The sequence below is a fragment of the Streptomyces sp. NPDC021100 genome, assembly GCF_044333095.1.
GTDB lineage: Bacteria > Actinomycetota > Actinomycetes > Streptomycetales > Streptomycetaceae > Streptomyces.
On record NZ_JBIRQH010000003.1, the window covers coordinates 320,923 to 343,008 of the forward strand.

Sequence of the window (22,086 nt, forward strand, 5' to 3'; positions counted from 1 at the left end):
TCCACAGCCTCCAGCGGGCCCGGGGGACGTACGGCAGGATGGGCGCATGAGGAGCGTGCGGGACGACCGGATGGTGCGGCCCACCCAGGAGGACGAGGTCGCCGCGGCCGGCAGCGAGCTGATCGGCGGGCCGGCCGGGCGGCGAGCGCTGCCCGGCGGCTGGCGGACGCCGGTGCGGGTGGTCGTGCTGGTGATGATCGGCATGTTCGCGCTCGGCATGGTGCAGAAGGTCCCCTGCTACGACCACGGCTGGTTCTTCGGCGCCACCACCCAGTACACCCACGCCTGTTACTCCGACATCCCGCACCTGTTCACGGGCCGCGGCTTCGACCAGGGGCTGATCCCGTACCTGGACGAGATCCCGCGCTCCATGGGCGACATGGACTACCTGGAGTACCCGGTCCTGACCGGGGCCTTCATGGAGGTCGCCGCGCTGCTGACGCCGGGCGGCGGCGCTCAGCACCGGGCCCAGCTCTACTGGTTCGTGAACTCCGGGATGTTGCTGGTCTGCGCCGTGGTGATCGCCTTCTGCGTGGCCCGGACGCACCGGCGGCGGCCCTGGGACGGGCTGCTGGTGGCCCTCGCGCCGGCCTTCGCGCTGACCGCCACCATCAACTGGGACCTGCTCGCGGTCGCCCTGACCTCGGTGGCGCTGCTCGCCTGGTCGCGGGGGCGCACCGGTACGGCGGGGGCGTTCATCGGGCTGGCGGCGGCGGCCAAGCTGTATCCGGTGCTGCTGCTGTGGCCGCTGCTCCTGCTGTGCTGGCGGGCGGGGCGGTGGCGGGAGTTCCGGGCCGTGCTCTCGTCGGCGGTCGTCGCCTGGCTGGTGGTGAACGTGCCGCTGATGCTGGTCGTCGACGGGCCGATGGCGCCGATCCGGGCCGGCTGGGCGAAGTTCTACACCTTCAGCCATGACCGGCCGGTCGACTACGGGTCGTTGTGGCTGCTCGTCTCCCAGCGCACGGGGGACCCGATGGACGACGTCAACACCTACGCCATGGTGCTGATGGTTCTCGGTTCGCTGGCGATCGGCGCGCTGTGCCTCTACGCGCCGCGCCGCCCCCGCCTCGCCCAGCTGGTCTTCCTGGAGATCGCGCTGTTCGTCGTCGCCAACAAGGTCTACTCGCCGCAGTACGTGCTGTGGCTGATCCCGCTGGCGGTCCTGGCCCGGCCGCGGTGGCGGGACTTCCTGGTCTGGCAGACGTGCGAGGTGCTCTACTTCCTCGGCATCTGGTTCCACCTGGCGTACACGGGCGACGGCGACAAGCACCAGGGGCTGCCGCAGGACGGCTACCAACTCGCGCTGGTGCTGCACCTGCTGGGGACGCTGTACCTGTGCGCGCTGGTCGTGCGCGACGTCCTCAGGCCCGACCGGGACGTGATCCGGCGGGACGGCTCGGACGACCCGTCCGGCGGTCCGCTCGACCGGGCGCCGGACATACGCGTCCTGGGCCGGACGCGTCCGCGGGAGTGGCAGGACGAGCGTCCGGAGACCTTGCGGGTCCAATGGGGCTCCGGGAGCGGCGGCACTGTCTAGCCACCGCTCCGGGGCCGGTCACACGGGGAGATCAACCGGGGGGGGGCTCAGTGATCGAGTATCCGGTCGAACTGGGTGGTGGTGTGCCGCAGGTGGGCCACCAGTTCGTCGCCGACCTGCGGCGCGGGGGCGTCGTTGGGCACGAAGAGGATCGACACCTGCATGTGCGGGGGCTCGGCGAACCAGCGCTGCTTGCCCGCCCAGACGAAGGGCGACAGGTTGCGGTTCATGGTGGCCAGGCCCGCGCGGGCGACGCCCTTGGCACGCGGCATCATGCCGTGCAGCGCCTTGGGCGCCTCCAGGCCGACGCCGTGCGAGGTGCCGCCGGCCACGACGACCAGGTAGCCGTCGCCGGCCGTCTTCTGCTGGCGGTAGCCGAAGCGGTCGCCCTTGGCGACGGGCGTGACGTCCAGGACCGCGCCGCGGTACTGGGTGGCGTCGTGGTCGCCCAGCCACAGCCGGGTGCCGATCCGGGCCCGGAAGCGGGTCTGCGGGTACATCTGCTGGAGCCGGGCCAGGTCGTCGGACTTCAGGTGGCTGACGAACATGGTGTGCAGCGGCAGGTGGGCGGCGCGCAGCCGCTCCATCCACGCCGAGACCTCGTCGACGCCGGTGGTGCCGTCGGCGCGGTCCAGGGGCAGGTGTATCGCGAAGCCCTCCAGGCGCACGTCCTCGATGGCGGCGTGCAGCTTGGGCAGGTCCTCCTCGCTGATGCCGTGCCGCTTCATGCTGCTCATGACCTCGATGACGACGCGCGCGCCGACCAGGCCGCGCACCCCCTCGACCGAGGAGACCGAGCGGATCGCCCGGTCGGGCAGCGGCACCGGCTCCTCGCCGAGCCGGAAGGGGGTGAGCACCAGCAGGTCACCGCCGAACAGGTCCTTGGCACGGGCCGCTTCGTAGGTGGTGCCGACGGCGAGGGTGTCCGCGCCGAAGCGGATGACCTCCTCGGCGAGGCGTTCGTGGCCGAAGCCGTAGCCGTTGCCCTTGCAGACCGGGACGATGCCCGGGAACTGCTGGAGGACGGACTGCTGGTGTGCCCGCCAGCGCTGGGTGTCGACGTAGAGCGTGAGCGCCATGGCCGGTCCCGGAACCTTTCCCTGAGTGTGGATGGAGCTGTCGGATCAGCGGCGCGACATGTAGATGTCGAGGGCCTTGTGCAGCAGCTTGTTGAGCGGGAAGTCCCACTCGCCGAGGTACTCGGCCGCCTGTCCGCCCGTGCCGACCTTGAACTGGATGAGGCCGAAGAGGTGGTCGCTCTCGTCCAGCGAGTCGCCGATGCCGCGGAGGTCGTAGACGCTGGCGCCGAGCGCGTAGGCGTCGCGCAGCATCCGCCACTGCATGGCGTTGGACGGCCGGACCTCGCGCTTGTGGTTGGCGGAGGCGCCGTAGGAGTACCAGACGTGCCCGCCGACGATCAGCATCGTCGCCGCGGCGACGGCCTCGCCCTCGTGGATAGCGAAGTAGAGCCGCATGCGGTTGGGGTCCTCGGTGTTGAGGGCGGTCCACATGCGCTGGAAGTAACTCAGCGGGCGCGGGCGGAACTTGTCGCGCTCCGCGGTGATCTCGTAGAGGTGCTGCCAGGTGGCCAGGTCCTCGTAGCCGCCCTGGACGACCTCGACGCCGGCCTTCTCGGCCTTCTTGATGTTGCGGCGCCACAGCTGGTTGAAGCCCTTGTGAACGTCCTCCAGCGAGCGGTTCTCCAGCGGCACCTGGAAGACGTAGCGCGGCTGGACGTCGCCGAAGCCGGCCCCGCCGTCCTCGCCCTGCTGCCAGCCCATGCGGCGCAGCTTGTCGGAGACCTCGAAGGCGCGCGGCTCGATGAACGTGGGCTCGACGTCGCGCAGGCGCTTGGCGTCCGGGTCGGCGATGCCGGCCTTGATCGCGTTGGCGTCCCAGCGGCGGATGACGACGGGCGGGCCCATCTTCACCGAGAACGCGCCCTGCTTCTTGAGGTGGGCCAGCATCGGCTGGAGCCAGTCCTCGAGGTTCGGGGCGTACCAGTTGATCACCGGGCCCTCGGGCAGGTAGGCCAGGTAGCGCTTGATCTTCGGGAGCTGGCGGTAGAGCACCAGGCCCGCGCCGACCATCTGGCCGGTCTTGTCGAACCAGCCCAGGCTCTCCGAGCGCCACTCGGCCTTGACATCCGCCCAGGCCGGCACCTGCATGTGACTGGCAGCGCGCAGGCTCTGGATATATGCCAGATGCTGCTGTCGGCTGATGGTCCTCAGGGTCAGGCTCATGCGGGGCGCTCCTCGGCAGGTGTGTCCCCAGGGTCGGGGCTCCGGCTCTCGCGCCGAAGCCTACTGCGACCGGGGAGCGCCCCGTTTGGGCGTACGGTCCGCTATCCGATCACACCTCCGAAGAGGCCGCCGTGGGCCATGCCCAGGAAGAAGCCGATGGCGGACGCGCCCAGGCCGATGATCAGCAGGAAGCGCTCGCCCGTGGTGGCGGAGATGAACTGGCCCCACGCCCCGGTGAGGATCCCCACCAGGCCGCTCCAGGAGCTGAGCAGGTGGAGGTTGGACCAGGCGGAGGAGACGATGGCCAGCAGGCCCAGCACGACCGTCGCCGCGACCAGGGTGTTCTCGCGTGGATGCGGCTTTCCGTCGCTGTTGAGCACCGTGTTGATGAACGAGCGGGGGTTCCTCGATGTGGGAGTCCGGCGGACTGCCTGTGTCATGGGTCTACCTCCTGAAGGCAGGCGGCGCGGTGTAGCGCCGGTCACACCCGGTGCGTCCAGAGTGAAGGGGCGGGCGGCCGGATTTCAACCGGACGCCGTGGTGCGGGTACTCTGGACGGTCTGCATCGGTATCTGCCCGGACCCGGCTTCCGTCCCGGGGGCGACCCAGGGACTTCCCGCTGATCGTCCGTGCGGTTGGCATCGGCCTCGGTGTCAGTGTCAGCCGATACCGTTGTTCACGCATCACGACCCTCCTGCCACGGATCGACCGTGGCCGCTGAGTCCAAAGGAGGTGGGTTCCACATGCGTCACTACGAGGTGATGGTCATCCTCGACCCCGATCTGGAGGAGCGCGCTGTCTCTCCCCTGATCGAGAACTTCCTCTCCGTCGTCCGTGAGGGCAACGGAAAGGTCGAGAAGGTCGACACCTGGGGCCGTCGTCGTCTCGCTTACGAGATCAAGAAGAAGCCCGAGGGCATCTACTCGGTCATCGACCTGCAGGCCACGCCTGCGGTCGTCAAGGAGCTCGACCGCCAGATGAACCTGAACGAGTCGGTCCTCCGGACCAAGGTCCTCCGTCCCGAGACCCACTGAACCCCTTCGGTTCAGAGGTAATCGGGCTGTATCGCAACGAGTAGCAAGCAGCCAGCAGCACACCCGCCGAGAGGTTCATCCATGGCAGGCGAGACCGTCATCACGGTCGTCGGCAATCTCGTCGACGACCCCGAGCTGCGCTTCACCCCGTCCGGTGCGGCGGTCGCGAAGTTCCGCGTCGCGTCCACTCCCCGCACCTTCGACCGCCAGACCAACGAATGGAAGGACGGCGAGAGCCTCTTCCTGACGTGCTCGGTGTGGCGGCAGGCGGCGGAGAACGTCGCCGAGTCGCTCCAGCGAGGCATGCGCGTCATCGTGCAGGGCCGGCTGAAGCAGCGGTCCTACGAGGACCGCGAGGGCGTCAAGCGCACGGTCTACGAGCTCGACGTCGAAGAGGTCGGCGCCAGCCTGAAGAACGCGACGGCGAAGGTCACCAAGACCACGGGTCGTGGTGGCCAGGGTGGCTACGGCGGCGGCAACGGCGGCGGCCAGGGTGGCGGCGGCTGGGGCTCCGGTCCCAGCGGTCCGCAGGGCGGCGGGGCTCCCGCCGACGACCCCTGGGCGACCGGCGCTCCGTCCGGCGGCCAGCAGGGCGGCGGCGGAGGTGGCTGGGGCGGCGGCTCCGGCAACTCCGGCGGCGGCTACTCCGACGAACCGCCCTTCTAGGCCCTTCGGGGTCTGGAGCCAGGCCCTCCGGGGCCCGGGCCGTCCTCCGTGGCGGTCCGTGGGCGACAGCAAAAACTTCTTGATCACACTGGAGAGAGACAATGGCTAAGCCGCCTCCGCGCAAGCCCAAGAAGAAGGTCTGCGCTTTCTGCAAGGACAAGACCGCTTACGTGGACTACAAGGACACGAACATGCTGCGGAAGTTCATTTCCGACCGCGGCAAGATCCGTGCCCGCCGCGTGACCGGCAACTGCACCCAGCACCAGCGTGACGTCGCCACGGCCGTGAAGAACAGCCGTGAGATGGCGCTGCTGCCCTACACCTCGTCCGCGCGATAAGGGAAGGGTGACCGAAAAATGAAGATCATCCTCACCCACGAGGTCTCCGGCCTCGGCACCGCCGGTGACGTCGTCGACGTCAAGGACGGCTACGCCCGCAACTACCTGGTCCCGCGCGGTTTCGCGATCCGCTGGACCAAGGGCGGCGAGAAGGACGTGGCGCAGATCCGCCGCGCCCGCAAGATCCGCGAGATCGCCACGATCGAGCAGGCCAACGAGGTCAAGGGTCAGCTGGAGGGTGTCAAGGTCCGCCTGGCCACCCGCGCCGGCGAGGCCGGCCGCCTGTTCGGCTCCGTGACCCCCGCCGACATCGCTGCCGCGATCAAGGCTTCCGGTGGTCCCGAGGTCGACAAGCGCCGTGTCGAGGTGGGCTCGCCCATCAAGACCCTGGGTGCCCACCAGGTGTCCGTGCGTCTGCACGCCGACGTCGTCGCCAAGCTCGGCGTCGAGGTCGTCGCCGCGTAAGCGGAACGCCGCTCCCTCGCGGGGTGGCGTGAGGAAGGGCCGTACCCCTCGGGGTGCGGCCCTTCCGGCGTTCGGGAGGACGCCCTGTGCGTCTCAGGCCCGTACCGCTCCGGTGACGAGCCAGCGGCCGGAGCGGACACGCAGCCACAGCGTGCCCATCCGTACCGCCATCATCAGAGCCATCGCCCACCACAGGGCCGTGAGGCCGCCGCCCAGCGGCGGGACGAGCAGAGCGACGGGTGCGAAGACCGCGAGTACCACCAGCATCGCCCGGGCGAGGTACGGTCCGTCCCCGGCGCCCATCAGCACCCCGTCCAGGACGAAGACGACCCCGGCGACCGGCTGGCTGAGGGCGGCCACCAGGAGGGCGGGCAGCAGGGTCCGCCGTACGTCCGGGTCGGCGGTGAACAGCGGGGTGAACAGCGGCCGGGAGGCCACCACCAGGATCCCGAGGACGACGCCCGTGCCGATCCCCCACTGGACCATCCGCCGGCAGGCGGCCCGGGCGCCGTCGGTGTCGCCCGCGCCCAGGTACCGCCCGATGATCGACTGGCCGGCGATGGCGATGGCGTCGAGGGCGAAGGCCAGCAGGTTCCACAGGGAGAGCACGATCTGGTGGGCGGCCACCTGCCGGTCGCCCAGCCGGGCCGCGACCGCCGTGGCGATCAGCATGACGGCGCGCAGGGCCAGGGTGCGGACGAGCAGCGGGACGCCGGCCCGGGCGCAGGCGCGGATGCCGGCGGCGTCCGGGCGCAGCGAGGCGCCGTGCCGCCGGGCGCCCCGGACCACGACGACGAGGTAGGCGCCGGCCATGCCGTTCTGGGCGACGACGGTGCCCCAGGCCGAGCCGGCGATGCCCCAGCCCGCTCCGTAGACGAAGGCGAGGTTGAGTACGGCGTTGGCGGCGAAGCCGGCGACGGCCACGTACAGCGGGGTGCGGGTGTTCTGCAGGCCGCGCAGGACGCCGGTGGCGGCGAGGACGGCGAGCATGGCAGGAACGCCCAGGGCGCTGACGCGCAGGTAGGTGACGGCGTGCGGGGCGGCGTCCGCGGAGGCGCCGAAGGCGTCGACGAGGGCGGGGGCGCCGGGGAGGACGGCGAGGGCGATGACGGTGCCGAGCAGCAGGGCGAGCCAGATGCCGTCCATGCCTTGCCGGATGGCGCCCGGGAGGTCGCCGGCGCCGACCCGGCGGGAGACGGCCGCGGTGGTGGCGTAGGCGAGGAAGACGCAGACGCCGACGGCGGTGGTGAGGAGCGGGGCGGCGATGGCGAGGCCGGCGAGGCGGTCGGTGCCCAGGTGGCCCACGATGGCGGTGTCGGCCATGAGGAACAGGGGTTCTGCGACGAGTGCGCCGAAGGCGGGCACGGCCAGGGCGAGTATCTCGCGGTCGTGTCGCCGGGCGGGGCGCGGTTCGCGCGCGAGGGCGTCGCTCATGCGTTCCATTCAATCTTCCACAGGTAATGAGTGCAACTAGTAATTGTCTGTTACCTTGAGCGTCGGGGTGTGATCTTCTCTGCGCCGTTTGTCGCGATCCGGCCCCGGCGGGAGAACTTTTTCTCCTCAACAGCCGGTGGATGGGAAAAGCGCAGGTCAGAGGCGTTCGGTTGGATCCGGTGTGGGGTTGTCCACAGCGGTTTCCCCCGGCTCGTGCACAGGATCGGGGGGGTTCTCCACAGGATGGGGGCCGTCATCCACACCTCCTGTGGATAACCAGATTGGCTGACGGTGCCCGCGGCCCTACCGTGGACCGGCGCCCGCCGTCCGTTCCCGTCCCGTCCCGCGCCTCCGGACCACCCCGTCCGGCACCGCGCGGAGCGTCGGAAACCGCGTCGAACCCGATGTGCCGGAACCGGAGTCGGGCGTCCTGTTTGTCGGTGCCGTGCCGTAAGAAAGAGGTGCACGGCGAGGTCCGCGCCGCGGACGGGAGGAGGTGGCGGGGTGAGCGTCCACGAGCCCATGGACGGCCCGTGGGGCGATGAGGGGCCGGGCGACCGGCTGCCGTTCCCCCGCTCCCGCAGGACCGACGGCAAGGGCCGTGGCGAGCGGCGCGACGGGGACGAGGGCGGCGACTGGCAGGGCTCGCAGAGCGACCGGGGCTCTCAGGGGTCCCAAGGAAGCGGTTTCGAGCGCGTCCCGCCGCAGGACCTGGACGCCGAGCAGTCGGTGCTGGGCGGCATGCTGCTGTCCAAGGACGCCATCGCCGACGTCGTCGAGGTCCTCAAGGGCCACGACTTCTACCGGCCCGCCCACGAGACCGTCTACCAGGCCATCCTCGACCTCTACGCGAAGGGCGAGCCGGCCGACCCGATCACCGTGGCCGCCGAGCTCACCAAGCGCGGCGAGATCGCCCGCGTCGGCGGCGCGGCCTATCTGCACACCCTGGTCCAGACGGTCCCCACCGCCGCCAACGCCGAGTACTACGCCGAGATCGTCCATGAACGGGCGGTCCTGCGGCGGCTGGTCGAGGCGGGCACCCGCATCACCCAGATGGGTTATGCGGCCGACGGTGACGTGGACGACATCGTCAACAGTGCGCAGGCCGAGATCTACGCGGTCACCGAGCAGCGGACCAGCGAGGACTACCTGCCGCTGGGCGACATCATGGAGGGCGCGCTCGACGAGATCGAGGCGATCGGCTCGCGCAGCGGCCAGATGTCCGGCGTCCCCACCGGCTTCACCGACCTCGACGCGCTGACCAACGGCCTCCACCCCGGCCAGATGATCGTCATCGCGGCCCGTCCCGCGATGGGCAAGTCGACCCTGGCGCTGGACTTCGCCCGGGCCTGCTCCATCAAGCACAACATGCCGAGCGTGATCTTCTCGCTCGAAATGGGGCGCAACGAGATCGCGATGCGCCTGCTGTCCGCCGAGGCACGGGTGGCGCTGCACCACATGCGCTCCGGCGCCATGACGGACGAGGACTGGACGCGGCTCGCCCGCCGGATGCCGGACGTCTCCCAGGCCCCGCTGTTCATCGACGACTCGCCGAACCTGTCGATGATGGAGATCCGGGCCAAGTGCCGCCGCCTGAAGCAGCGTCAGGACCTCAAGCTGGTCATCATCGACTACCTCCAGCTGATGCAGTCCGGCGGTTCCCGGCGGGCCGAGAGCCGCCAGCAGGAGGTCTCGGACATGTCCCGAAACCTCAAGCTCCTCGCCAAGGAGCTGGAGCTCCCGGTGATCGCCCTGTCCCAGCTGAACCGTGGCCCCGAGCAGCGCACCGACAAGAAGCCGATGGTCTCCGACCTCCGTGAGTCCGGCTCCATCGAGCAGGACGCCGACATGGTCATCCTGCTGCACCGCGAGGACGCCTACGAGAAGGAGTCCCCGCGCGCGGGCGAGGCCGACATCATCGTCGGCAAGCACCGAAACGGCCCCACGGCGACGATCACCGTGGCCTTCCAGGGCCACTACTCGCGGTTCGTGGACATGGCGCAGACCTGACGGGCGGCGCTGTAGGGTCTCAAATTTCGTGTCGGAATCTCACGGACGATGTCGGATCTGAGCCGGATCCGACACTGAGATGAGACCCACTGGTCGCGACCATCGTTCGTTTGAGTGAAGGCGTGCCCCCGGCGGTGTGCCGCCGGGGGCGAACCGGCCTTGCAAATCCGTAGCAGAGGCGTCGCTCCCGCCTGCTGCCCCATAGCGGACACTTTCGAAGACGTCCGCGGTTGGCCGCGGACGGTCACGGGATGTCGAGCAGGACCTTCCCGACGACGCCCTGCTCGAGCGCGGTATGGGCGTCAGCGGCGTGCTTCAACGCGAAGCGGTGCAACGGCAGTCCGGCCTCCTCACCCACGCGCAGCGCGCTCGCGTCAACGGCCGCGGCGACGTCGGTGAGCGCCTGTTGCTTCGCCGCAGGCGGCACGGTGTAGACGAAGACGCTCTGCCAGCGCAGGTTCGCCGGCAGCGAGGAGAGCACGGGGATGGACAGTTGTTCGTCCTCGCCGCCCGAGTAGTAGGCCACCACAGCCCCCGGCGCGGCCACTGCGATGTCGAGAGCGGCGTTGGCACCCGGTGCGACCTCCACGACGATGTCGACCCCCTCCGGGGCGAAGGCCAGGATCTCCGCGACCGCGTCCTGCGTGCGGTAGTCGACCACCCGGTGGGCGCCGGCTGCACGCGCCAGCGTGGCCTTGGCGGGGCTGCTGACCGTGGTGGCCACCCGCGCCCCGGCCCAGCGGGCGAGCTGGATGGCGGCGTTACCGACCGCGCCGGCGCCGCCTGCCACCAGCACGGTCGCGCCCCGCAGAGTGCCGGGTGCGATACGCCCCGGTCCACCGTCGTGAACGGTCAGCGCGCGGTGGGCAGTCAGGGCTGGGATGCCCAGGGCGGCGCCGAGTTCGAAGGGGGCGTGGTCGGGCAGCTGGACGGCGTGCCGGTCGGGGACGAGCGTGTACTGCTGTGCCGTTCCCCAGGGCCGCTCCCACGCGGCCTCCCAGATCCACACCCGCTGCCCGATCCGCGCCGGATCCACCTGCGGACCGACGGCGTCGATCACCCCGGCACCGTCCTGGTGGGGCACCTGCTCGGTCATGCCCGGCGGCAGCGCGCGTCGGCGGCTGCGCCAGTCGGTCGGGTTGAGGCCCGAGACGTGCACCCGGACTCGTACCTCGCCGGGGCCGGGTTCGGGAACCGGACGCTCGACGAGCTGCAGAACCTCAGGGTCACCGGCAGCTGTCCGCAGAACGGACTTCATCTCTCACTGTCCTTCGCTCGCCCCCTGGGACGCAGTTGACTGCTCCCGGCGCCCCTGCACGGGGCACCCCTCCTGAACCCCCTCACAAGAGTGGGGTATTCCGAGAGGTCGGCAATCTCCGCTGATCGAGCCTCAGCCTGAGGAAATGACACGCGCCTGAGACAGCAGCCAAGCGACACCGTCTGAGACAAAGAGCAGAACCCCAGGTCACAGCGTCGTCACCTGACAGTGAAGCTGAGAACCTACAGGCGCCGGTGGGGCCTCACCCGCCGGGCTGCCCGTCCCGGGTGAAGAAAACGATCAGCTCCTGGGGGCTGGGGTTGCGGGCGGACACGGCGGCGGCCTCGGTGCCGCGGGGGAACAGGGTCCGCTCGTACGCGGTGAGGGCGGTCTCGGCGTCGTCGGGGTGTGCGGCGAGGGCCTTGCCGAGTTCGGCGCCGTCGAGCATGGCCAGGTTGGCGCCTTCCCCGTTGGGGACGGAGAGGTGGGCGGCGTCGCCCAGCAGGGTCACGCCCGGCACCCGGTCCCAGCGGTGCCCGGCCGGCAGGTCGTACAGGGGGCGCAGGACCGGGGCGGTGTCGCCGGCGGTGATCAGGGCGGTGAGTTCCGGGGCCCAGCCGGCGTACTCCTTCGCGAGGCGCGCGATGACTGTGGCGGGTGCGGCGGGGGCGAATCGGTTCCGCGGGCCGGGCGCGGTGACGTACGCGCGGAGGGTCCCGCCTTTCTCCCGGTGGGCCACCAGCCACCTCCCGTCCCGGTCGGGGTCGAGCGCGACGAGCGTCCCGCCGCCGACCGCCTTGGCGGTGGCCGGATGACGGGTGTCGGCGTCGTGCAGGCAGGTCTCGACGACGGACCGGCCGACGTATTCCGGCACGGCCTCCGAGAGCAGCGGACGGACGCGTGACCAGGCGCCGTCCGCTCCCACCAGGAGGCTCGCGACGGTGGTGGTGCCGTCGGCGAAGGCCACCTCGTGACGGCCCCCGGACAGGGCGCGGACGGCGGTGGCCTTACGGCCCCAGCGGACGGTGCCGGAGGGGAGCGCGTCGAGCAGGAGCCGTCGCAGCTCGCCGCGTTGTACCTCGGGGCTTCCGCCCGTGCCGTCGTCGCCCTTCTCGAACAGGATGGTGCCGTTCCGGTCGAGGAGGCGTATCGCTTGCCGGCCGGGCAGGACGAGAGCGCGGAACGCGTCCGTCAACTCGGCCGCTTCCAGGGCGAGTCGGCCGCTGTGGTCGTGGATGTCGAGCATCCCGCCCTGCGGGCGCGCCGTGGGGGAGGGTTCCGCCTCGTGGACCGTGGCCGGGATGCCGTGGAGGTACAGGACGCGGGCCAGGACGAGGCCGCCGAGGCCGGCGCCGATGATCGTGACGGGAGTGCGCATGGGGCTCCTTGGGGGCAGGGGGCGGCTCACCGGGCCGTGCGGCCGCGCGGCCGCACGGTGGGTGTCGGGCGGTGGGTGTCGGGCGAGGGGGTCAGATGATCAGGACGCGGCGGCCGCGCGCATGGCCGGCCCGGCTGTCGACGTGCGCGGTGGCGGCGTCCGCGAGCGCGTACGTCTTCTCGACCGGGATGTGGAGCCTTCCGCGGGAGATGATTCGACGGCCTCGGCGAGGGCCCGCGGTACGTCGCCCGTCACGCCGGAGAACCGGGCCCCGTGGTCCGGCGCGCCGAGGTCGGCGATGGAGACGACCTTCCGCGGGTCCCCGGTCAGTTCGACGAGCTCGCGGATCACGCCCGAGCCGGCCAGGTCGAGCGCCGCGTCGACGCGGCCGAGCCGCCGGACCCGGTCGGTCCAGCCCTCGTCGTAGGTCGTGGCGAGAGCGCCCAGGCCGCGCACGTAGTCCTGGTTCGCGGCCCCGGCCGTGCCGATCACCGTGATGCCGCGGTCGCGGGCGATCTGCAGCACCGCCGATCCGACGCCCCCTGACGCGCCGCTGACCAGCAGCGTCCCTCCGGGCCGCACACCGGACTCGCGGATGACGCGCAGCGCGGTCTCCACGACGGAGGGGTAGCCGGCGGCCTCCTCGAAGGTCAGGCCCTCGGGCATCCGGGCCCAGGCCGACAGCACGGCGTACTCGGCGTAAGTGCCGGAGCCCCGCCCGAACACGAGGTCGCCGACCTCCACCCCTTCGACGCCCTCACCGACCTCGTCCACCACTCCGGCGGCGTCCTGGCCCACCCCGGCGGGCAGTTCGACCGGACGGGTCTTCTGGAACTGGCCTTCCCGGATCCTCCAGTCGACGGGGTTCACGCCCGCCGCCCGCACGGCGACGCGTAGGTGTCCGGGGCCCGCGTGGGGCTCCTCGGTGTCGATGAGGCGGAGCACGTCGGGACCGCCGAACTCGGCGAAGCTCACTTTCTTCATACCGGGGAACGTAGCACTAACGGTTAGGATTTTGGAACGGTTAGTTTTTCGCGGACCGGGCGGAGTGGGTACGGAACGTAGTTATTGACCTGCGGGTCAAGAACGCGGTAGCTTATCGATCATGGGAAGGCCGAAGCAGTTCGATCCGGACCTCGCCGTCGAGCGGGCCATGGAGGTGTTCTGGAGCAAGGGGTACGCCGCCACCACGCCCCAGGATCTGGTCGACGCGCTCGGCATCGGCAAGGGCAGCCTCTACAACGCCTTCGGCAGCAAACGGGAGTTGTTCGAGCGGGCGCTGTGCCGGTACCGCGACGGCCAGGCGCTCGCGCTCGTCGAGTTGCTGGAGGCTGACGGTCCGGTCAAGGAGCTGCTGCGCCGGACGCTGCGTCTGCTCGCCGAGATGGATCTCTCCGACCCCGTCCGCCGCGGCTGTATGGCCGTCAACACGGCGGCGGAACTGGGCGGCAGGGACGAAGAGGCCGTCGCACTCGTCCGGCGCATGTTCGACCGCACCGAGGACGCTTTCCGTGCCCTGATCGAGAAGGGGCAGCGGACGGGGGAGATCGCTGCCGGCCGGGACGCCCGGGACGTCGGGAGCCTGCTGTTGAGCACGGTGATCGGTCTGCGGCTCATGGCCCGGGTCGCGGACGGGCCGGAACGGCTGGACCGCGTGATCAACGCCGTGATCGACGGACTCTGATCGAACCTGGCGAGTTCTGGCGGACGCCGACGGGCTCCGACGGGCTCTGACGCCGCGGTTTCCGATGCGTCCGCTCGCTCCGCCGCGCCCCGCCCTGCTCCACCCCGCACTCCGGCCACCCGGCGGATCGCCCGTCGGCCTCCCCTGCCCTCTTTTTGTACCTTCAATTCCAGAATGATGAGGAAATCATGGATCTCCACCTCACCGGCAAGACCGCCGTCGTCACCGGCGCGAGCCGCGGCATCGGCCTGGCCACCGTCCGTTCGCTGGTCGCCGAGGGCGTACGCGTGGTCGGAGCGGCCCGGACGATCACTCCTGAGCTCCGTGAGACGGGCGCCGTGGCGGTCTCCGCCGACCTGGGCACACCCGAGGGCGTACGGACTCTGGAGGAGCGGGCCCTCACCGCCCTCGGCGGCATCGACCTGCTGGTCAACAACGTCGGCGCCGGCGACGACGTCGAGCCGGGCGGCTTCCTCGACGTCGACGACGACCGGTGGCGGGCCGTCTTCGACCTCAACCTCATGAGTGCCGTACGCGTCTCACGGTTCGCCCTCCCCAGCCTCGTCGAGCGCCGCGGGACGATCGTCAACGTCTCGTCGGTCAACTCCCGCCTCCCCTCGGCCGGTCCCATCGCGTACAGCGCGGCGAAGGCGGCGCTCACCGCGTTCGGGAAGTCCCTCAACGAGGAGTTCGGACCGCAGGGCGTGCGCGTCAACACCGTGTCCCCCGGCGTCGTCCGGACCAGCATCTGGGCCGGGCCGGAGAGCTTCGGCGGGAAGGTGGCGGAGGCCGCCGGGGTCGAGGACTACGACGCCTTCCTCCGGGGCCTGCCGGAGGCGTTCGCCATCACCACCGGGCGGATCACCGAGCCGGAGGAGGTCGCGGCGCTGATCACGTTCCTGCTGTCCGACGTGGCGGGCAACGTCTCCGGCGCGGACTACGTGATCGACGGCGGGACGGTCAAGGTGCTGTGAACCGCGAGAGCCGGCTCGCGGGCGGTCGGTACGCCACGGTGAGCCGGCTCCTGAGCGGTCAGTACGCCACGGTGAACCGCGCCCCGCGGTGCCTCGGCCGCTCCGCCTCGTCCAGCAGGGCGACCGCGAAGTCCTGGTACGAGATCGCCGAGTTGCCGTCGGCGTCGACCAGCAGTTCGTCGGTGCCCGAGCGGTAGCGGCCCGTCCGTTCGCCGTCCTCCAGCAGGGCCGGCGGGCTGACGTACGTCCACTCGACGTCGGGGCCGGCGGCGCGGACGAGGGCGAACTGCTCCGTGCTCGCCTGGGCGATCGGCCGCCAGGCGTCGGGCACCCAAGCGGGGTCGTCGAGGACGGTACGGCCGTCGCCGCCCGGCACGGTCAGGCTGCCCGCGCCGCCGACGACCAGCAGCCGGGCGCCGGTTCCGGCGACGCCGGTGAGGAGCGCCTTGGTGGCGGTGACCAGGTCGTGTTCGCGGCCCGGCGCGGGCCGGACCGCGCTCACCACGATGTCCTGGCCGGCCGCCAGCCGTGCCACGTCGCCCGGATCGGCGGCGTCGCCGGTGCGGTGTGCGGCCGCCGCGGGCAGCCGGTCGAAGCGGGCCGCGTCCCGGACCACGGCGGTGACCTGGTGGCCGCGGGCCAGCGCCTCGGCCGCGATGGTGCTTCCCGCGTTGCCTGCCGCGCCGAAGATGGTGATGCGCATGGTCGTTCTCCTTGTGAATGCCGTTGAGGACGTTGAAGACGGTGAAGGCGGTGCAGAAGGGGATCAGCGGGTCGGGGCGGCGGCCTCGCGCCGGGCCGCCGACGGGCGGAGCTGGGCGGCGACGAGGGAGCCGAGGACGATCAGGCCGCCCAGCGACTGGAGGGCGGTGAGCCGCTCGCCGACGGCGATCAGGCCGATGGCCGTGGCGACGAGCGGGCTCAGCAGGCCGAGGAACGTCACGTCCGTGGCGGGCAGTTCGCGCAGGCCGCGGAACCACAGGGCGTAGGCGAGCGCGGTCCCGACGGCGGAGAGGTAGGCGTACCCCGCCAGGTTCCCGGCGGTCAGGCCGGCCGGAGGGAGGCCCTCGACGAGCAGGGCGACCGGGACGAGGAGCACGCCGCCGGCCACCAGTTGCCAGCCGGTGGTGGCGAGGAGGGGCGCCGGGGACGGCCAGCGCTTGCTGAGCACCACGCCCGTCGCCATGAGGAGGGCTCCGCCCAGGGCGGCGGCGACCCCGACCCCGTCCAGCCGCGCCTCGGCCCGGAGGACCAGCAGGCCGACGCCCGCGACGCCCGCGATTCCGGCGACGAGGGTGCGGGTGGTGAGCCGCTTGCCGAGGAGGCCGGTGGAGAGGAGGGCGGCTATCAGCGGCTGTACGGAGCCGACGGTGGCCGCGACGCCGCCGGGGAGGCGGTAGGCGGCGACGAAGAGGAGGGCGAAGAAGGCGCCGATGTTGAGCGTTCCGAGGACGAGCGCGCGCCACCACCAGTCGCCGCGCGGCAGCCGCCGGGTGAGCGCCACCAGGAACAGGCCGGCGGGCAGCGCCCGCAGGACCGCCGCCAGCAGCGGGCGGCCCGGGGGCAGCCATTCGGTGGTGACGTAGTAGGTGGTGCCCCAGAGGGCCGGCGCGAGCGCGGTGAGGAGGAGGACACGCAGTCGTTTGCTTAGCACGAAGGTAAATTAGCTCATCGCTAAGCTAAATTGATCGCCGGCGAGGGGTGATCTACCTCACCGCTAAGGCATTGCTAGGGTGGATGCGTGGCAGATCACGTCGACCTCGTGCTGGAACAGTGGGCCGCCCAGCGGCCCGACCTGGACGTCTCGCCCATGGCCGTGTTCGGCAGGCTGAGCCGGCTCACGCGGGTGGTCGACGCCGAGCTGGGGCGGACCTTCGCCGCTCACGGCCTCGACAGGGCCTCGTTCGACGTCCTCGCCACCCTGCGCCGCAGCGCGCCCCCGCACCGTCTGACGCCGACCGAGCTGATGCGGGCCGGAATGGTGACCTCCGGCGCGATCAGCCAGCGCCTCGACCGCCTGGAGGGGCGCGGCCTGGTGATCCGCACGCCCAACGAGGAGGACGGGCGGGGCGTCCGCGTCTCCCTGACGGACGAGGGGCGCGAGCTCATCGACCGGGCGCTGCCGGAACACCTCGCGACCGAACGGCGTTTGCTGGGGCCGCTGTCGGAGGAGAAGCGGGACCGGTTCGTCGAGACGTTGCGGGAACTCTTGGAGGAACTCGAGGGGCCGGCCGGACCGGTGGGGGCGGCGCGCTGACACAACTCGTCGCGGGCCGACGGGGCTTGCCGCGCCGGCTGAGTCGTCTGAGGGCTTGGGCCCGGGGGCGCCCCGGGCCTCTGCGCCGGCCTTGACCTTCAAGCCGCTCGAAGGCCGAGGATCCCCCACATGCATCCCACGGACACCCCGCGTCACTCGGAAGGCGATCCCGCGTCCCCCTCGCCTGAGCCGCCTGAGTTCCTTGAGCCCCCTGAGTCCCCCGAGCCCCTCCTGAGTATCGGAGCCTTCGCCCGCAGGGTCGGGCTGGCCCCCAGCGCCCTGCGCTTCTACGACGACTGCGGCCTGCTGCGCCCCGCCCACGTCGACGCCGCCACCGGCTACCGCTCCTACCGCCCGGACCAGGAGCGCCGCGCCCGGCTCGTCCGCCGGCTCAGAGACGCCGGCCTGCCGCTCGTCGACGCGGTGTCCGTGCTGGACGGCCCTCCGGACCAGGCCGCACGGATCCTCCGCGACCACCTGCGGACCACCCGCGCCGCCGCCGCGGCGGCCCGGACGGCGGTCGAGGACCTGCTGGGCACCCTGCCCACGGCCGGTGGCAGGGTGTCGGCGCGGCTGGGCGGCCCCGAACTGGCCGCGGCCGTACGGCAGGTGGCGCCCGCCGCCGCCGAGGGGTCCGGCCGGGAGGCGTTCCCGGCGCTGGGCCGGGTGCTGCTGGAGCTGGAGGGGGACGAGGTACGGCTGGTGGCCACCGACCGCTACCGCCTCGCCGTCCGGGTGCTGCGCGCGGAGGACGCCGACGACTGGGCCGGCCCCCGCCGCCACGTCCTCGTCGACGTCCCCGGCCTGCGACGGGCGGCGTCCTGGGCGCTGCGGTGGCCGGAGGTGACCGTGGTGCTCGACGGGCACGGCCTCAGGCTGCGCGCCGGCGACGAGACCCGGACCGTGGCCCCTTACACGGAAGGGGAGTTCCCCGCGTACCGGCCGATCCTGGACGAGCTGCCGGTCCCCCGGCACCGGGTGATCGTGGACCGCGCCGGCCTGTGCGGCGCGCTCGGTGCCGACCGGGTGGCCGGCGCCGGTCCCGTACTGCTGCGGGCGGAGGGGGACGAACTCGTCGTCACCGGCGACGGCGCCGACGGCGTCACCCTGCGCGCCGTGTGTACCGGGCCGCCGCTGCGCGTCGCCTTCGATCCGGCGGTGCTCCTGGCGGCCCTGGACGCGGGTGTCGGCCCCGACGCGCTGCTGGAGATCGCGTCGCCCACGGGCCCGGTCGTCGTGCGCTCGGCCGACCAGGGGAGCTTCACGACCCTCGTCATGCCGGTCCGCGACACCGCCGCCGCTCCGGACCGGCAGGGGTAAGCCGGCGGCGGTGGGGCGCTCAGGAGGCCCAGGGGAGCGCGCGCGAGCCCGGCTGGCCCGGTATGGACACCTGCCCGTCGGCGCGCATGGCGACGAGCGCCTCGGCGCCCGCGTCGTCCGCCGCGCGCACCTGGCGCACCACGCCGGGCGGCAGGACGGCCGCGCCGCCCGCGCGCACGGTCTCGGTGGTCCCGTCGGCGGTGAAGGAGAGTGCGCCGCTGAGCACCGTCCACACCTGCTCGCGGTCCATGGAGTGCTCCGGGCCCGCGGCGCCCGCCTCCATCCGCACGCGCCACGTGCTGAGTTCGGTGCTGCCCGCGCTGGGGGCGGCGAGGTGGGTCATGACGGCGTTGGGGGTGAAGGTCGTGCGGTCGACGGACGGGGTGATGACGTGCATCGTCGCTCCAAGGGCGGCTGCGGGATCGGCGGGCGTCGACGCGGAGTAAAGCTGCTTTACTCGCGCCGGACGCGAATGAGTAAAGCAGCTTTACTTTCCTGTGTCAGCATGTTTCCGTGACCGACGACCCGATCAGCCGTGCCGACGACCCCTTCCCCGGCCTCGAACTCACCTTCCTGCTCGGCATGGGCTTCCAGCTCCTGCTGGGGGAGTTCAACGCGCGCTTGGCGGAGGCCGGTTACGGTGACCTGCGGCCCGTGCACGGCATGGTGTTCCAGATCCTGCGCGGCGGGGGCGCCACCGCCAGTGAGCTGGCGGAACGGCTGGGGATGACGAAGCAGGCGGCCGGACAGCTCGTCGACCAGCTGGAGCGGGCGGGGTACGTCCGCAGGGAGGCGCACCCGGCGGGCGGGCGGCGGAGGCTCGTCGTCCTCACCGAGGCGGCCCATGCCCACCTGGCCGTCGCCGGGCGGGTCATGCACCGGCTGGAGGCCGAGCTCGGCGACCGGCCCGGCGGTCCTCACCTGCCCGTCCTTCACGCCGAACTCGCCCGGCTGGTCCGTGCCGTGGGCGGTGACGAACCGCCGCCCCTGCGGCCCGTGTGGTGAGCCCGTGCCCGTCAGCTGGGGGCGATCCAGGGCAGCTCGGCGGCGAGGTCCTGCCGCAGGCGGCGCAGGGGGCGGGCGCCGACCAGAGTCAGGACGGGCTCGCCGGCCCGGAACAGCGTCAGGGTCGGGGCCGACAGCACGCGGTGGGCCGCCGCCGTCGCGGGGTTGAAGTCCACGTCGAGCGAGACGACCTTCAGCCGGCCCGCCTCGGCCGCCGCCAGTTCGGCGAGGACCGGGGCGATCTGCCGGCAGGGGCCGCACCAGTCGGCGGTGAACTCCACGAGGACGGGCAGGTCGGAGGCGAGGACCTCGGCGGGAAAGGTGGCGTCGGTGACGGGAGTTACCGGGGTGGTGGCGGTGGTTGTGGTCATGAGAAGCCGTTCCTCCGTGAGGGAAGAGTAGTGAGGGATTCCGTGGGGGTGGGGAAGGGATCGTTCAGGCCCGCCCGGCGTCCCCCCGCGTCGCCCGGCGTGAGCGCGCAGCGCGGCGGCGGGCCGCCCGGGACGTCGGCCTCCGCTTGCAGCGCGGCGCGTTCCCGCCGGGCGCGGGCCAGTTGTGCGCTCACCTCGGCGCGGACCTGGGCCAGCCGCTCGATGCACTCGTCCAGCTCGGCGAGTTTGCGCCGGTAGACCTCCAGGGACGCCGGACAGGAGTCGCCCGCGGGGTGGCCGGCGCGCAGGCACTCGACGAACGGGCGGGTGTCCTCCAGGCCGAAGCCGAAGTCCTGGAGCGTACGGATCTGGCGCAGGAGCCGCAGGTCGGCCTCGTCGTAGTCGCGGTACCCGTTGCCCGCGCGGCGGGCGGGCAGGAGGCCGAGCGACTCGTAGTGCCGCAGGGCGCGCGTGCTGATGCCGGCCTGTTCGGCCAGTTCCCCTATCCGCATGGACCGACCGTAAACGTTGACGCGGACGTCAAGGCCAGCGTCGGGCACGGGGGAAGACGAAAATCTCCTTCCGTCCCGGAGGGACTGTTTAGGCTGCGGAAATGACCAGGGATCACGAGAACACCACGAGCCCTTCCGGCATCACGGAGACCGACCGTTTCGCAGACCTGCTGCCCGCGACCCGCCGGGCGCTCCTGCACCACGTGGCCACCACCCAGGTCCAGGGCCGGGCCCCGTCCCTGGTGGCGGCCCTGGTCCGGGACGGGCGGCCGGTGTGGGCCGCGGGCCGGGGGACGGTGGACGGGTGTGATCCGGATCCGGAGGCGACCCAGTACCGCATCGGGTCGATCACCAAGGCCCTGATCGCCGTGCTCGTCCTGCGCCTGCGCGACGAGGGCCTGCTCGACCTGGGCGACCCGCTCGGCCGTCACCTGGACACGCCGGCCGGCGGGGAGGCGACGGTCGCCCAACTCCTCGCGCACGGCTCCGGCCTGGCCGCGGAGTCGCGCGGCCCGTGGTGGGAGCGGACGGACGGGGAACTGCGCCCGACGCCGGAGGACCTGTTCGGCGAGCGCCCGCAGCGGCACCGGGCGGGGGAGCTGTACCACTACTCCAACACCGGTTACGCCTTGCTCGGCGCGCTCGTCGAGAAGCTGCGGGGCGAGCCCTGGTACCCGGTCCTGCGCCGCGAGGTGCTGCTGCCGCTGGGCATGGAGCGGACGACGTACGGACCGGAGGCCCCCCACGCGGAGGGCTGGGCCGTGCACCCCTGGGCGGACGTCGTCCTTCCGGAACCGGCCGCGGAGACCGGCCTGATGGCGCCGGCGGGGCAGCTCTGGTCGACCGCCGCCGACCTGGGCCGGTTCGCCGCCTTCCTGATGGAGGGCGACGAGCGGGTGCTCTCCGCGGCGACCCTGGCGGAGATGCGGCGGCCCGCGGCCGAGCCGCAGAACGCGGACTGGAGCGCGTCCTACGGCCTCGGTCTCCAGCTGATCCGGATGGACGGCCGGGTCCTGGTCGGCCACGCCGGTTCCATGCCGGGCTTCGTCGGGGCCGTCCTCGCCTCCCCGGAGGAGGGCGTGGCGGCAGCCACCCTCGCCAACCAGACGTCCATGCCGGAGGTCGTGTCGCTCGCCGCCCGGCTCGTGCTGACCACCGCCGAGACGGAGCCCCGCATTCCGGAGCCGTGGCGCCCGGACGCCGACCCGGACCTCGCGCTGCTGGAGCTCACCGGCCCCTGGTACTGGGGGCCCCGGGCCATGGCCCTCCGACTGGGACCGGGCCGGACGCTCGACCTGGCGCCGCTCGCCGGCGGGGGCGTGCGCGCCTCGCGGTTCCGGCCGGAGGAGGACGGGACGTGGACCGGACTCGACCACTACTTCACGGGCGAGACGCTCCGGGTCGTCCGGCGGGCGGACGGCACGGTGAGCCACCTGGACATCGGCTCCTTCGTCTTCACCAGGGAGCCGTACGCGCCGGAGGACGCCGTTCCGGGCGGGGTGGCGGAGGACGGCTGGCGCTGAACGGCTGACCGGCCGCATGGCCGCACGGCCACCGGCTCGGAAAGGGGCTGGGCGGCCCGCGCCGATGGCTCGGTACG

Annotated in this window: 23 protein-coding genes and 1 pseudogene; 12 read left to right on the top strand and 12 right to left on the bottom strand. The window is 72.1% G+C overall.

Going from position 1 to position 22,086, the window contains the following annotated elements; translation table 11 throughout:
• Positions 1–46: 46 nt before the first annotated feature.
• On the top strand, positions 47–1,537 hold the full coding sequence (locus tag ACH4PU_RS08115; protein ID WP_398267755.1) for a glycosyltransferase family 87 protein: 1,491 nt from the start codon (positions 47–49) through the stop codon (positions 1,535–1,537).
• A 47-nt stretch (positions 1,538–1,584) separates the two neighbouring features.
• Here the strand turns inward: ACH4PU_RS08115 and ACH4PU_RS08120 are convergent, their stop codons facing one another.
• The 3 genes from ACH4PU_RS08120 to ACH4PU_RS08130 form a co-directional block, all read right to left on the bottom strand.
• Positions 1,585–2,616 carry an alanine racemase gene (locus tag ACH4PU_RS08120; RefSeq protein WP_398267758.1) on the bottom strand — a complete coding sequence of 344 codons (1,032 nt, stop codon included), beginning with the start codon at positions 2,614–2,616 and terminating at the stop codon, positions 1,585–1,587.
• 45 nt (positions 2,617–2,661) lie between these two features.
• Positions 2,662–3,780 (bottom strand): lipid II:glycine glycyltransferase FemX, encoded by a 1,119-nt coding sequence (locus ACH4PU_RS08125; RefSeq protein ID WP_398267761.1) that lies wholly within the window; start codon positions 3,778–3,780, stop codon positions 2,662–2,664.
• 101 nt (positions 3,781–3,881) lie between these two features.
• Positions 3,882–4,220, bottom strand: coding sequence for a hypothetical protein (locus tag ACH4PU_RS08130; protein WP_051072700.1), 339 nt, complete (start codon positions 4,218–4,220; stop codon positions 3,882–3,884).
• 303 nt (positions 4,221–4,523) lie between these two features.
• Here ACH4PU_RS08130 and rpsF point away from each other — a divergent pair, with 303 nt between their 5' ends.
• From rpsF to rplI, 4 genes are all read left to right on the top strand, one after another.
• Complete coding sequence (gene rpsF, locus ACH4PU_RS08135; RefSeq protein ID WP_030366820.1) at positions 4,524–4,814, top strand: 30S ribosomal protein S6; 291 nt, start codon at positions 4,524–4,526, stop codon at positions 4,812–4,814.
• An 81-nt stretch (positions 4,815–4,895) separates the two neighbouring features.
• On the top strand, positions 4,896–5,480 hold the full coding sequence (locus ACH4PU_RS08140; RefSeq protein ID WP_398267766.1) for a single-stranded DNA-binding protein: 585 nt from the start codon (positions 4,896–4,898) through the stop codon (positions 5,478–5,480).
• 101 nt (positions 5,481–5,581) lie between these two features.
• Positions 5,582–5,818: a 30S ribosomal protein S18 gene (gene rpsR, locus ACH4PU_RS08145; protein ID WP_004950692.1), complete on the top strand. Its 237-nt coding sequence runs from the start codon at positions 5,582–5,584 to the stop codon at positions 5,816–5,818.
• A gap of 18 nt (positions 5,819–5,836) precedes the next feature.
• Positions 5,837–6,283 carry a 50S ribosomal protein L9 gene (gene rplI, locus ACH4PU_RS08150; protein WP_398267769.1) on the top strand — a complete coding sequence of 149 codons (447 nt, stop codon included), beginning with the start codon at positions 5,837–5,839 and terminating at the stop codon, positions 6,281–6,283.
• Positions 6,284–6,376: 93 nt separating this feature from the next.
• Here the strand turns inward: rplI and ACH4PU_RS08155 are convergent, their stop codons facing one another.
• Complete coding sequence (locus tag ACH4PU_RS08155; protein WP_398267772.1) at positions 6,377–7,717, bottom strand: MATE family efflux transporter; 1,341 nt, start codon at positions 7,715–7,717, stop codon at positions 6,377–6,379.
• A 504-nt stretch (positions 7,718–8,221) separates the two neighbouring features.
• Here ACH4PU_RS08155 and dnaB point away from each other — a divergent pair.
• Positions 8,222–9,727, top strand: coding sequence for a replicative DNA helicase (gene dnaB, locus ACH4PU_RS08160; RefSeq protein ID WP_398267775.1), 1,506 nt, complete (start codon positions 8,222–8,224; stop codon positions 9,725–9,727).
• A 244-nt stretch (positions 9,728–9,971) separates the two neighbouring features.
• Here the strand turns inward: dnaB and ACH4PU_RS08165 are convergent, their stop codons facing one another.
• The 3 genes and pseudogenes from ACH4PU_RS08165 to ACH4PU_RS08175 all read right to left on the bottom strand — a co-directional run bounded on the left by ACH4PU_RS08165 (position 9,972) and on the right by ACH4PU_RS08175 (position 13,347).
• The gene (locus ACH4PU_RS08165; RefSeq protein ID WP_037664631.1) at positions 9,972–10,985 is read right to left on the bottom strand and encodes an NADPH:quinone reductase; all 1,014 of its coding nucleotides are present in this window, start codon (positions 10,983–10,985) and stop codon (positions 9,972–9,974) included.
• Between the two features lie 262 nt (positions 10,986–11,247).
• Positions 11,248–12,363 carry an FAD-dependent oxidoreductase gene (locus ACH4PU_RS08170; protein WP_398267779.1) on the bottom strand — a complete coding sequence of 372 codons (1,116 nt, stop codon included), beginning with the start codon at positions 12,361–12,363 and terminating at the stop codon, positions 11,248–11,250.
• 91 nt (positions 12,364–12,454) lie between these two features.
• Positions 12,455–13,347 (bottom strand): annotated as a pseudogene (locus ACH4PU_RS08175) (NADP-dependent oxidoreductase).
• A gap of 121 nt (positions 13,348–13,468) precedes the next feature.
• On the opposite strand from ACH4PU_RS08175, the gene ACH4PU_RS08180 reads away from it, so the two are divergent.
• The gene (locus tag ACH4PU_RS08180; protein ID WP_398267782.1) at positions 13,469–14,047 is read left to right on the top strand and encodes a TetR/AcrR family transcriptional regulator; all 579 of its coding nucleotides are present in this window, start codon (positions 13,469–13,471) and stop codon (positions 14,045–14,047) included.
• A gap of 188 nt (positions 14,048–14,235) precedes the next feature.
• Positions 14,236–15,021 carry an oxidoreductase gene (locus ACH4PU_RS08185; RefSeq protein WP_398267785.1) on the top strand — a complete coding sequence of 262 codons (786 nt, stop codon included), beginning with the start codon at positions 14,236–14,238 and terminating at the stop codon, positions 15,019–15,021.
• 58 nt (positions 15,022–15,079) lie between these two features.
• On the opposite strand, the gene ACH4PU_RS08190 is transcribed toward ACH4PU_RS08185, so the two are convergent.
• Positions 15,080–15,724: an NAD(P)-dependent oxidoreductase gene (locus ACH4PU_RS08190; protein ID WP_398267788.1), complete on the bottom strand. Its 645-nt coding sequence runs from the start codon at positions 15,722–15,724 to the stop codon at positions 15,080–15,082.
• Positions 15,725–15,787: 63 nt separating this feature from the next.
• On the bottom strand, positions 15,788–16,675 hold the full coding sequence (locus tag ACH4PU_RS08195; RefSeq protein ID WP_185940380.1) for an EamA family transporter: 888 nt from the start codon (positions 16,673–16,675) through the stop codon (positions 15,788–15,790).
• An 87-nt stretch (positions 16,676–16,762) separates the two neighbouring features.
• On the opposite strand from ACH4PU_RS08195, the gene ACH4PU_RS08200 reads away from it, so the two are divergent.
• Together ACH4PU_RS08200 and ACH4PU_RS08205 are read left to right on the top strand one after the other, a co-directional pair.
• Entirely contained in the window at positions 16,763–17,278 is a 516-nt protein-coding gene (locus ACH4PU_RS08200; RefSeq protein ID WP_398267793.1) for a MarR family winged helix-turn-helix transcriptional regulator, read from the top strand.
• 129 nt (positions 17,279–17,407) lie between these two features.
• On the top strand, positions 17,408–18,598 hold the full coding sequence (locus ACH4PU_RS08205) for a MerR family transcriptional regulator (RefSeq protein ID WP_398267797.1): 1,191 nt from the start codon (positions 17,408–17,410) through the stop codon (positions 18,596–18,598).
• A gap of 19 nt (positions 18,599–18,617) precedes the next feature.
• On the opposite strand, the gene ACH4PU_RS08210 is transcribed toward ACH4PU_RS08205, so the two are convergent.
• Complete coding sequence (locus ACH4PU_RS08210) at positions 18,618–18,995, bottom strand: cupin domain-containing protein (protein ID WP_398267801.1); 378 nt, start codon at positions 18,993–18,995, stop codon at positions 18,618–18,620.
• A gap of 185 nt (positions 18,996–19,180) precedes the next feature.
• On the opposite strand from ACH4PU_RS08210, the gene ACH4PU_RS08215 reads away from it, so the two are divergent.
• A complete protein-coding gene (locus ACH4PU_RS08215) occupies positions 19,181–19,603 on the top strand; it encodes a MarR family winged helix-turn-helix transcriptional regulator (RefSeq protein ID WP_398268490.1) in 423 nt (140 codons plus the stop codon).
• Between the two features lie 11 nt (positions 19,604–19,614).
• Here the strand turns inward: ACH4PU_RS08215 and ACH4PU_RS08220 are convergent, their stop codons facing one another.
• Positions 19,615–19,974 (bottom strand): thioredoxin family protein, encoded by a 360-nt coding sequence (locus ACH4PU_RS08220; protein WP_398267804.1) that lies wholly within the window; start codon positions 19,972–19,974, stop codon positions 19,615–19,617.
• A complete protein-coding gene (locus ACH4PU_RS08225) occupies positions 19,971–20,486 on the bottom strand; it encodes a MerR family transcriptional regulator (protein WP_398267807.1) in 516 nt (171 codons plus the stop codon). Before ACH4PU_RS08225 ends, ACH4PU_RS08220 begins: the two co-directional genes overlap by 4 nt.
• 101 nt (positions 20,487–20,587) lie before the next feature.
• On the opposite strand from ACH4PU_RS08225, the gene ACH4PU_RS08230 reads away from it, so the two are divergent.
• Complete coding sequence (locus ACH4PU_RS08230) at positions 20,588–22,009, top strand: serine hydrolase domain-containing protein (RefSeq protein ID WP_398267810.1); 1,422 nt, start codon at positions 20,588–20,590, stop codon at positions 22,007–22,009.
• Positions 22,010–22,086: the final 77 nt, after the last annotated feature.

Excerpts from the sequence above, each read along its gene's own strand:
- ACH4PU_RS08210 (WP_398267801.1), bottom strand. The coding sequence starts at position 18,995 with ATGCACGTCATCACCCCGTCCGTCGACCGCACGACCTTCACCCCCAAC.
- ACH4PU_RS08220 (WP_398267804.1), bottom strand. The coding sequence starts at position 19,974 with ATGACCACAACCACCGCCACCACCCCGGTAACTCCCGTCACCGACGCC.
- rpsF (WP_030366820.1), top strand. The coding sequence starts at position 4,524 with ATGCGTCACTACGAGGTGATGGTCATCCTCGACCCCGATCTGGAGGAG.
- rpsR (WP_004950692.1), top strand. The coding sequence starts at position 5,582 with ATGGCTAAGCCGCCTCCGCGCAAGCCCAAGAAGAAGGTCTGCGCTTTC.
- ACH4PU_RS08155 (WP_398267772.1), bottom strand. The coding sequence starts at position 7,717 with ATGAGCGACGCCCTCGCGCGCGAACCGCGCCCCGCCCGGCGACACGAC.
- ACH4PU_RS08130 (WP_051072700.1), bottom strand. The coding sequence starts at position 4,220 with ATGACACAGGCAGTCCGCCGGACTCCCACATCGAGGAACCCCCGCTCG.
- ACH4PU_RS08215 (WP_398268490.1), top strand. The coding sequence starts at position 19,181 with ATGGGCTTCCAGCTCCTGCTGGGGGAGTTCAACGCGCGCTTGGCGGAG.
- ACH4PU_RS08165 (WP_037664631.1), bottom strand. The coding sequence starts at position 10,985 with ATGAAGTCCGTTCTGCGGACAGCTGCCGGTGACCCTGAGGTTCTGCAG.
- rplI (WP_398267769.1), top strand. The coding sequence starts at position 5,837 with ATGAAGATCATCCTCACCCACGAGGTCTCCGGCCTCGGCACCGCCGGT.
- ACH4PU_RS08185 (WP_398267785.1), top strand. The coding sequence starts at position 14,236 with ATGGATCTCCACCTCACCGGCAAGACCGCCGTCGTCACCGGCGCGAGC.
- ACH4PU_RS08170 (WP_398267779.1), bottom strand. The coding sequence starts at position 12,363 with ATGCGCACTCCCGTCACGATCATCGGCGCCGGCCTCGGCGGCCTCGTC.
- ACH4PU_RS08230 (WP_398267810.1), top strand. The coding sequence starts at position 20,588 with ATGACCAGGGATCACGAGAACACCACGAGCCCTTCCGGCATCACGGAG.
- ACH4PU_RS08205 (WP_398267797.1), top strand. The coding sequence starts at position 17,408 with ATGCATCCCACGGACACCCCGCGTCACTCGGAAGGCGATCCCGCGTCC.
- ACH4PU_RS08190 (WP_398267788.1), bottom strand. The coding sequence starts at position 15,724 with ATGCGCATCACCATCTTCGGCGCGGCAGGCAACGCGGGAAGCACCATC.
- ACH4PU_RS08120 (WP_398267758.1), bottom strand. The coding sequence starts at position 2,616 with ATGGCGCTCACGCTCTACGTCGACACCCAGCGCTGGCGGGCACACCAG.
- ACH4PU_RS08140 (WP_398267766.1), top strand. The coding sequence starts at position 4,896 with ATGGCAGGCGAGACCGTCATCACGGTCGTCGGCAATCTCGTCGACGAC.
- ACH4PU_RS08125 (WP_398267761.1), bottom strand. The coding sequence starts at position 3,780 with ATGAGCCTGACCCTGAGGACCATCAGCCGACAGCAGCATCTGGCATAT.
- ACH4PU_RS08115 (WP_398267755.1), top strand. The coding sequence starts at position 47 with ATGAGGAGCGTGCGGGACGACCGGATGGTGCGGCCCACCCAGGAGGAC.
- ACH4PU_RS08225 (WP_398267807.1), bottom strand. The coding sequence starts at position 20,486 with ATGCGGATAGGGGAACTGGCCGAACAGGCCGGCATCAGCACGCGCGCC.
- ACH4PU_RS08180 (WP_398267782.1), top strand. The coding sequence starts at position 13,469 with ATGGGAAGGCCGAAGCAGTTCGATCCGGACCTCGCCGTCGAGCGGGCC.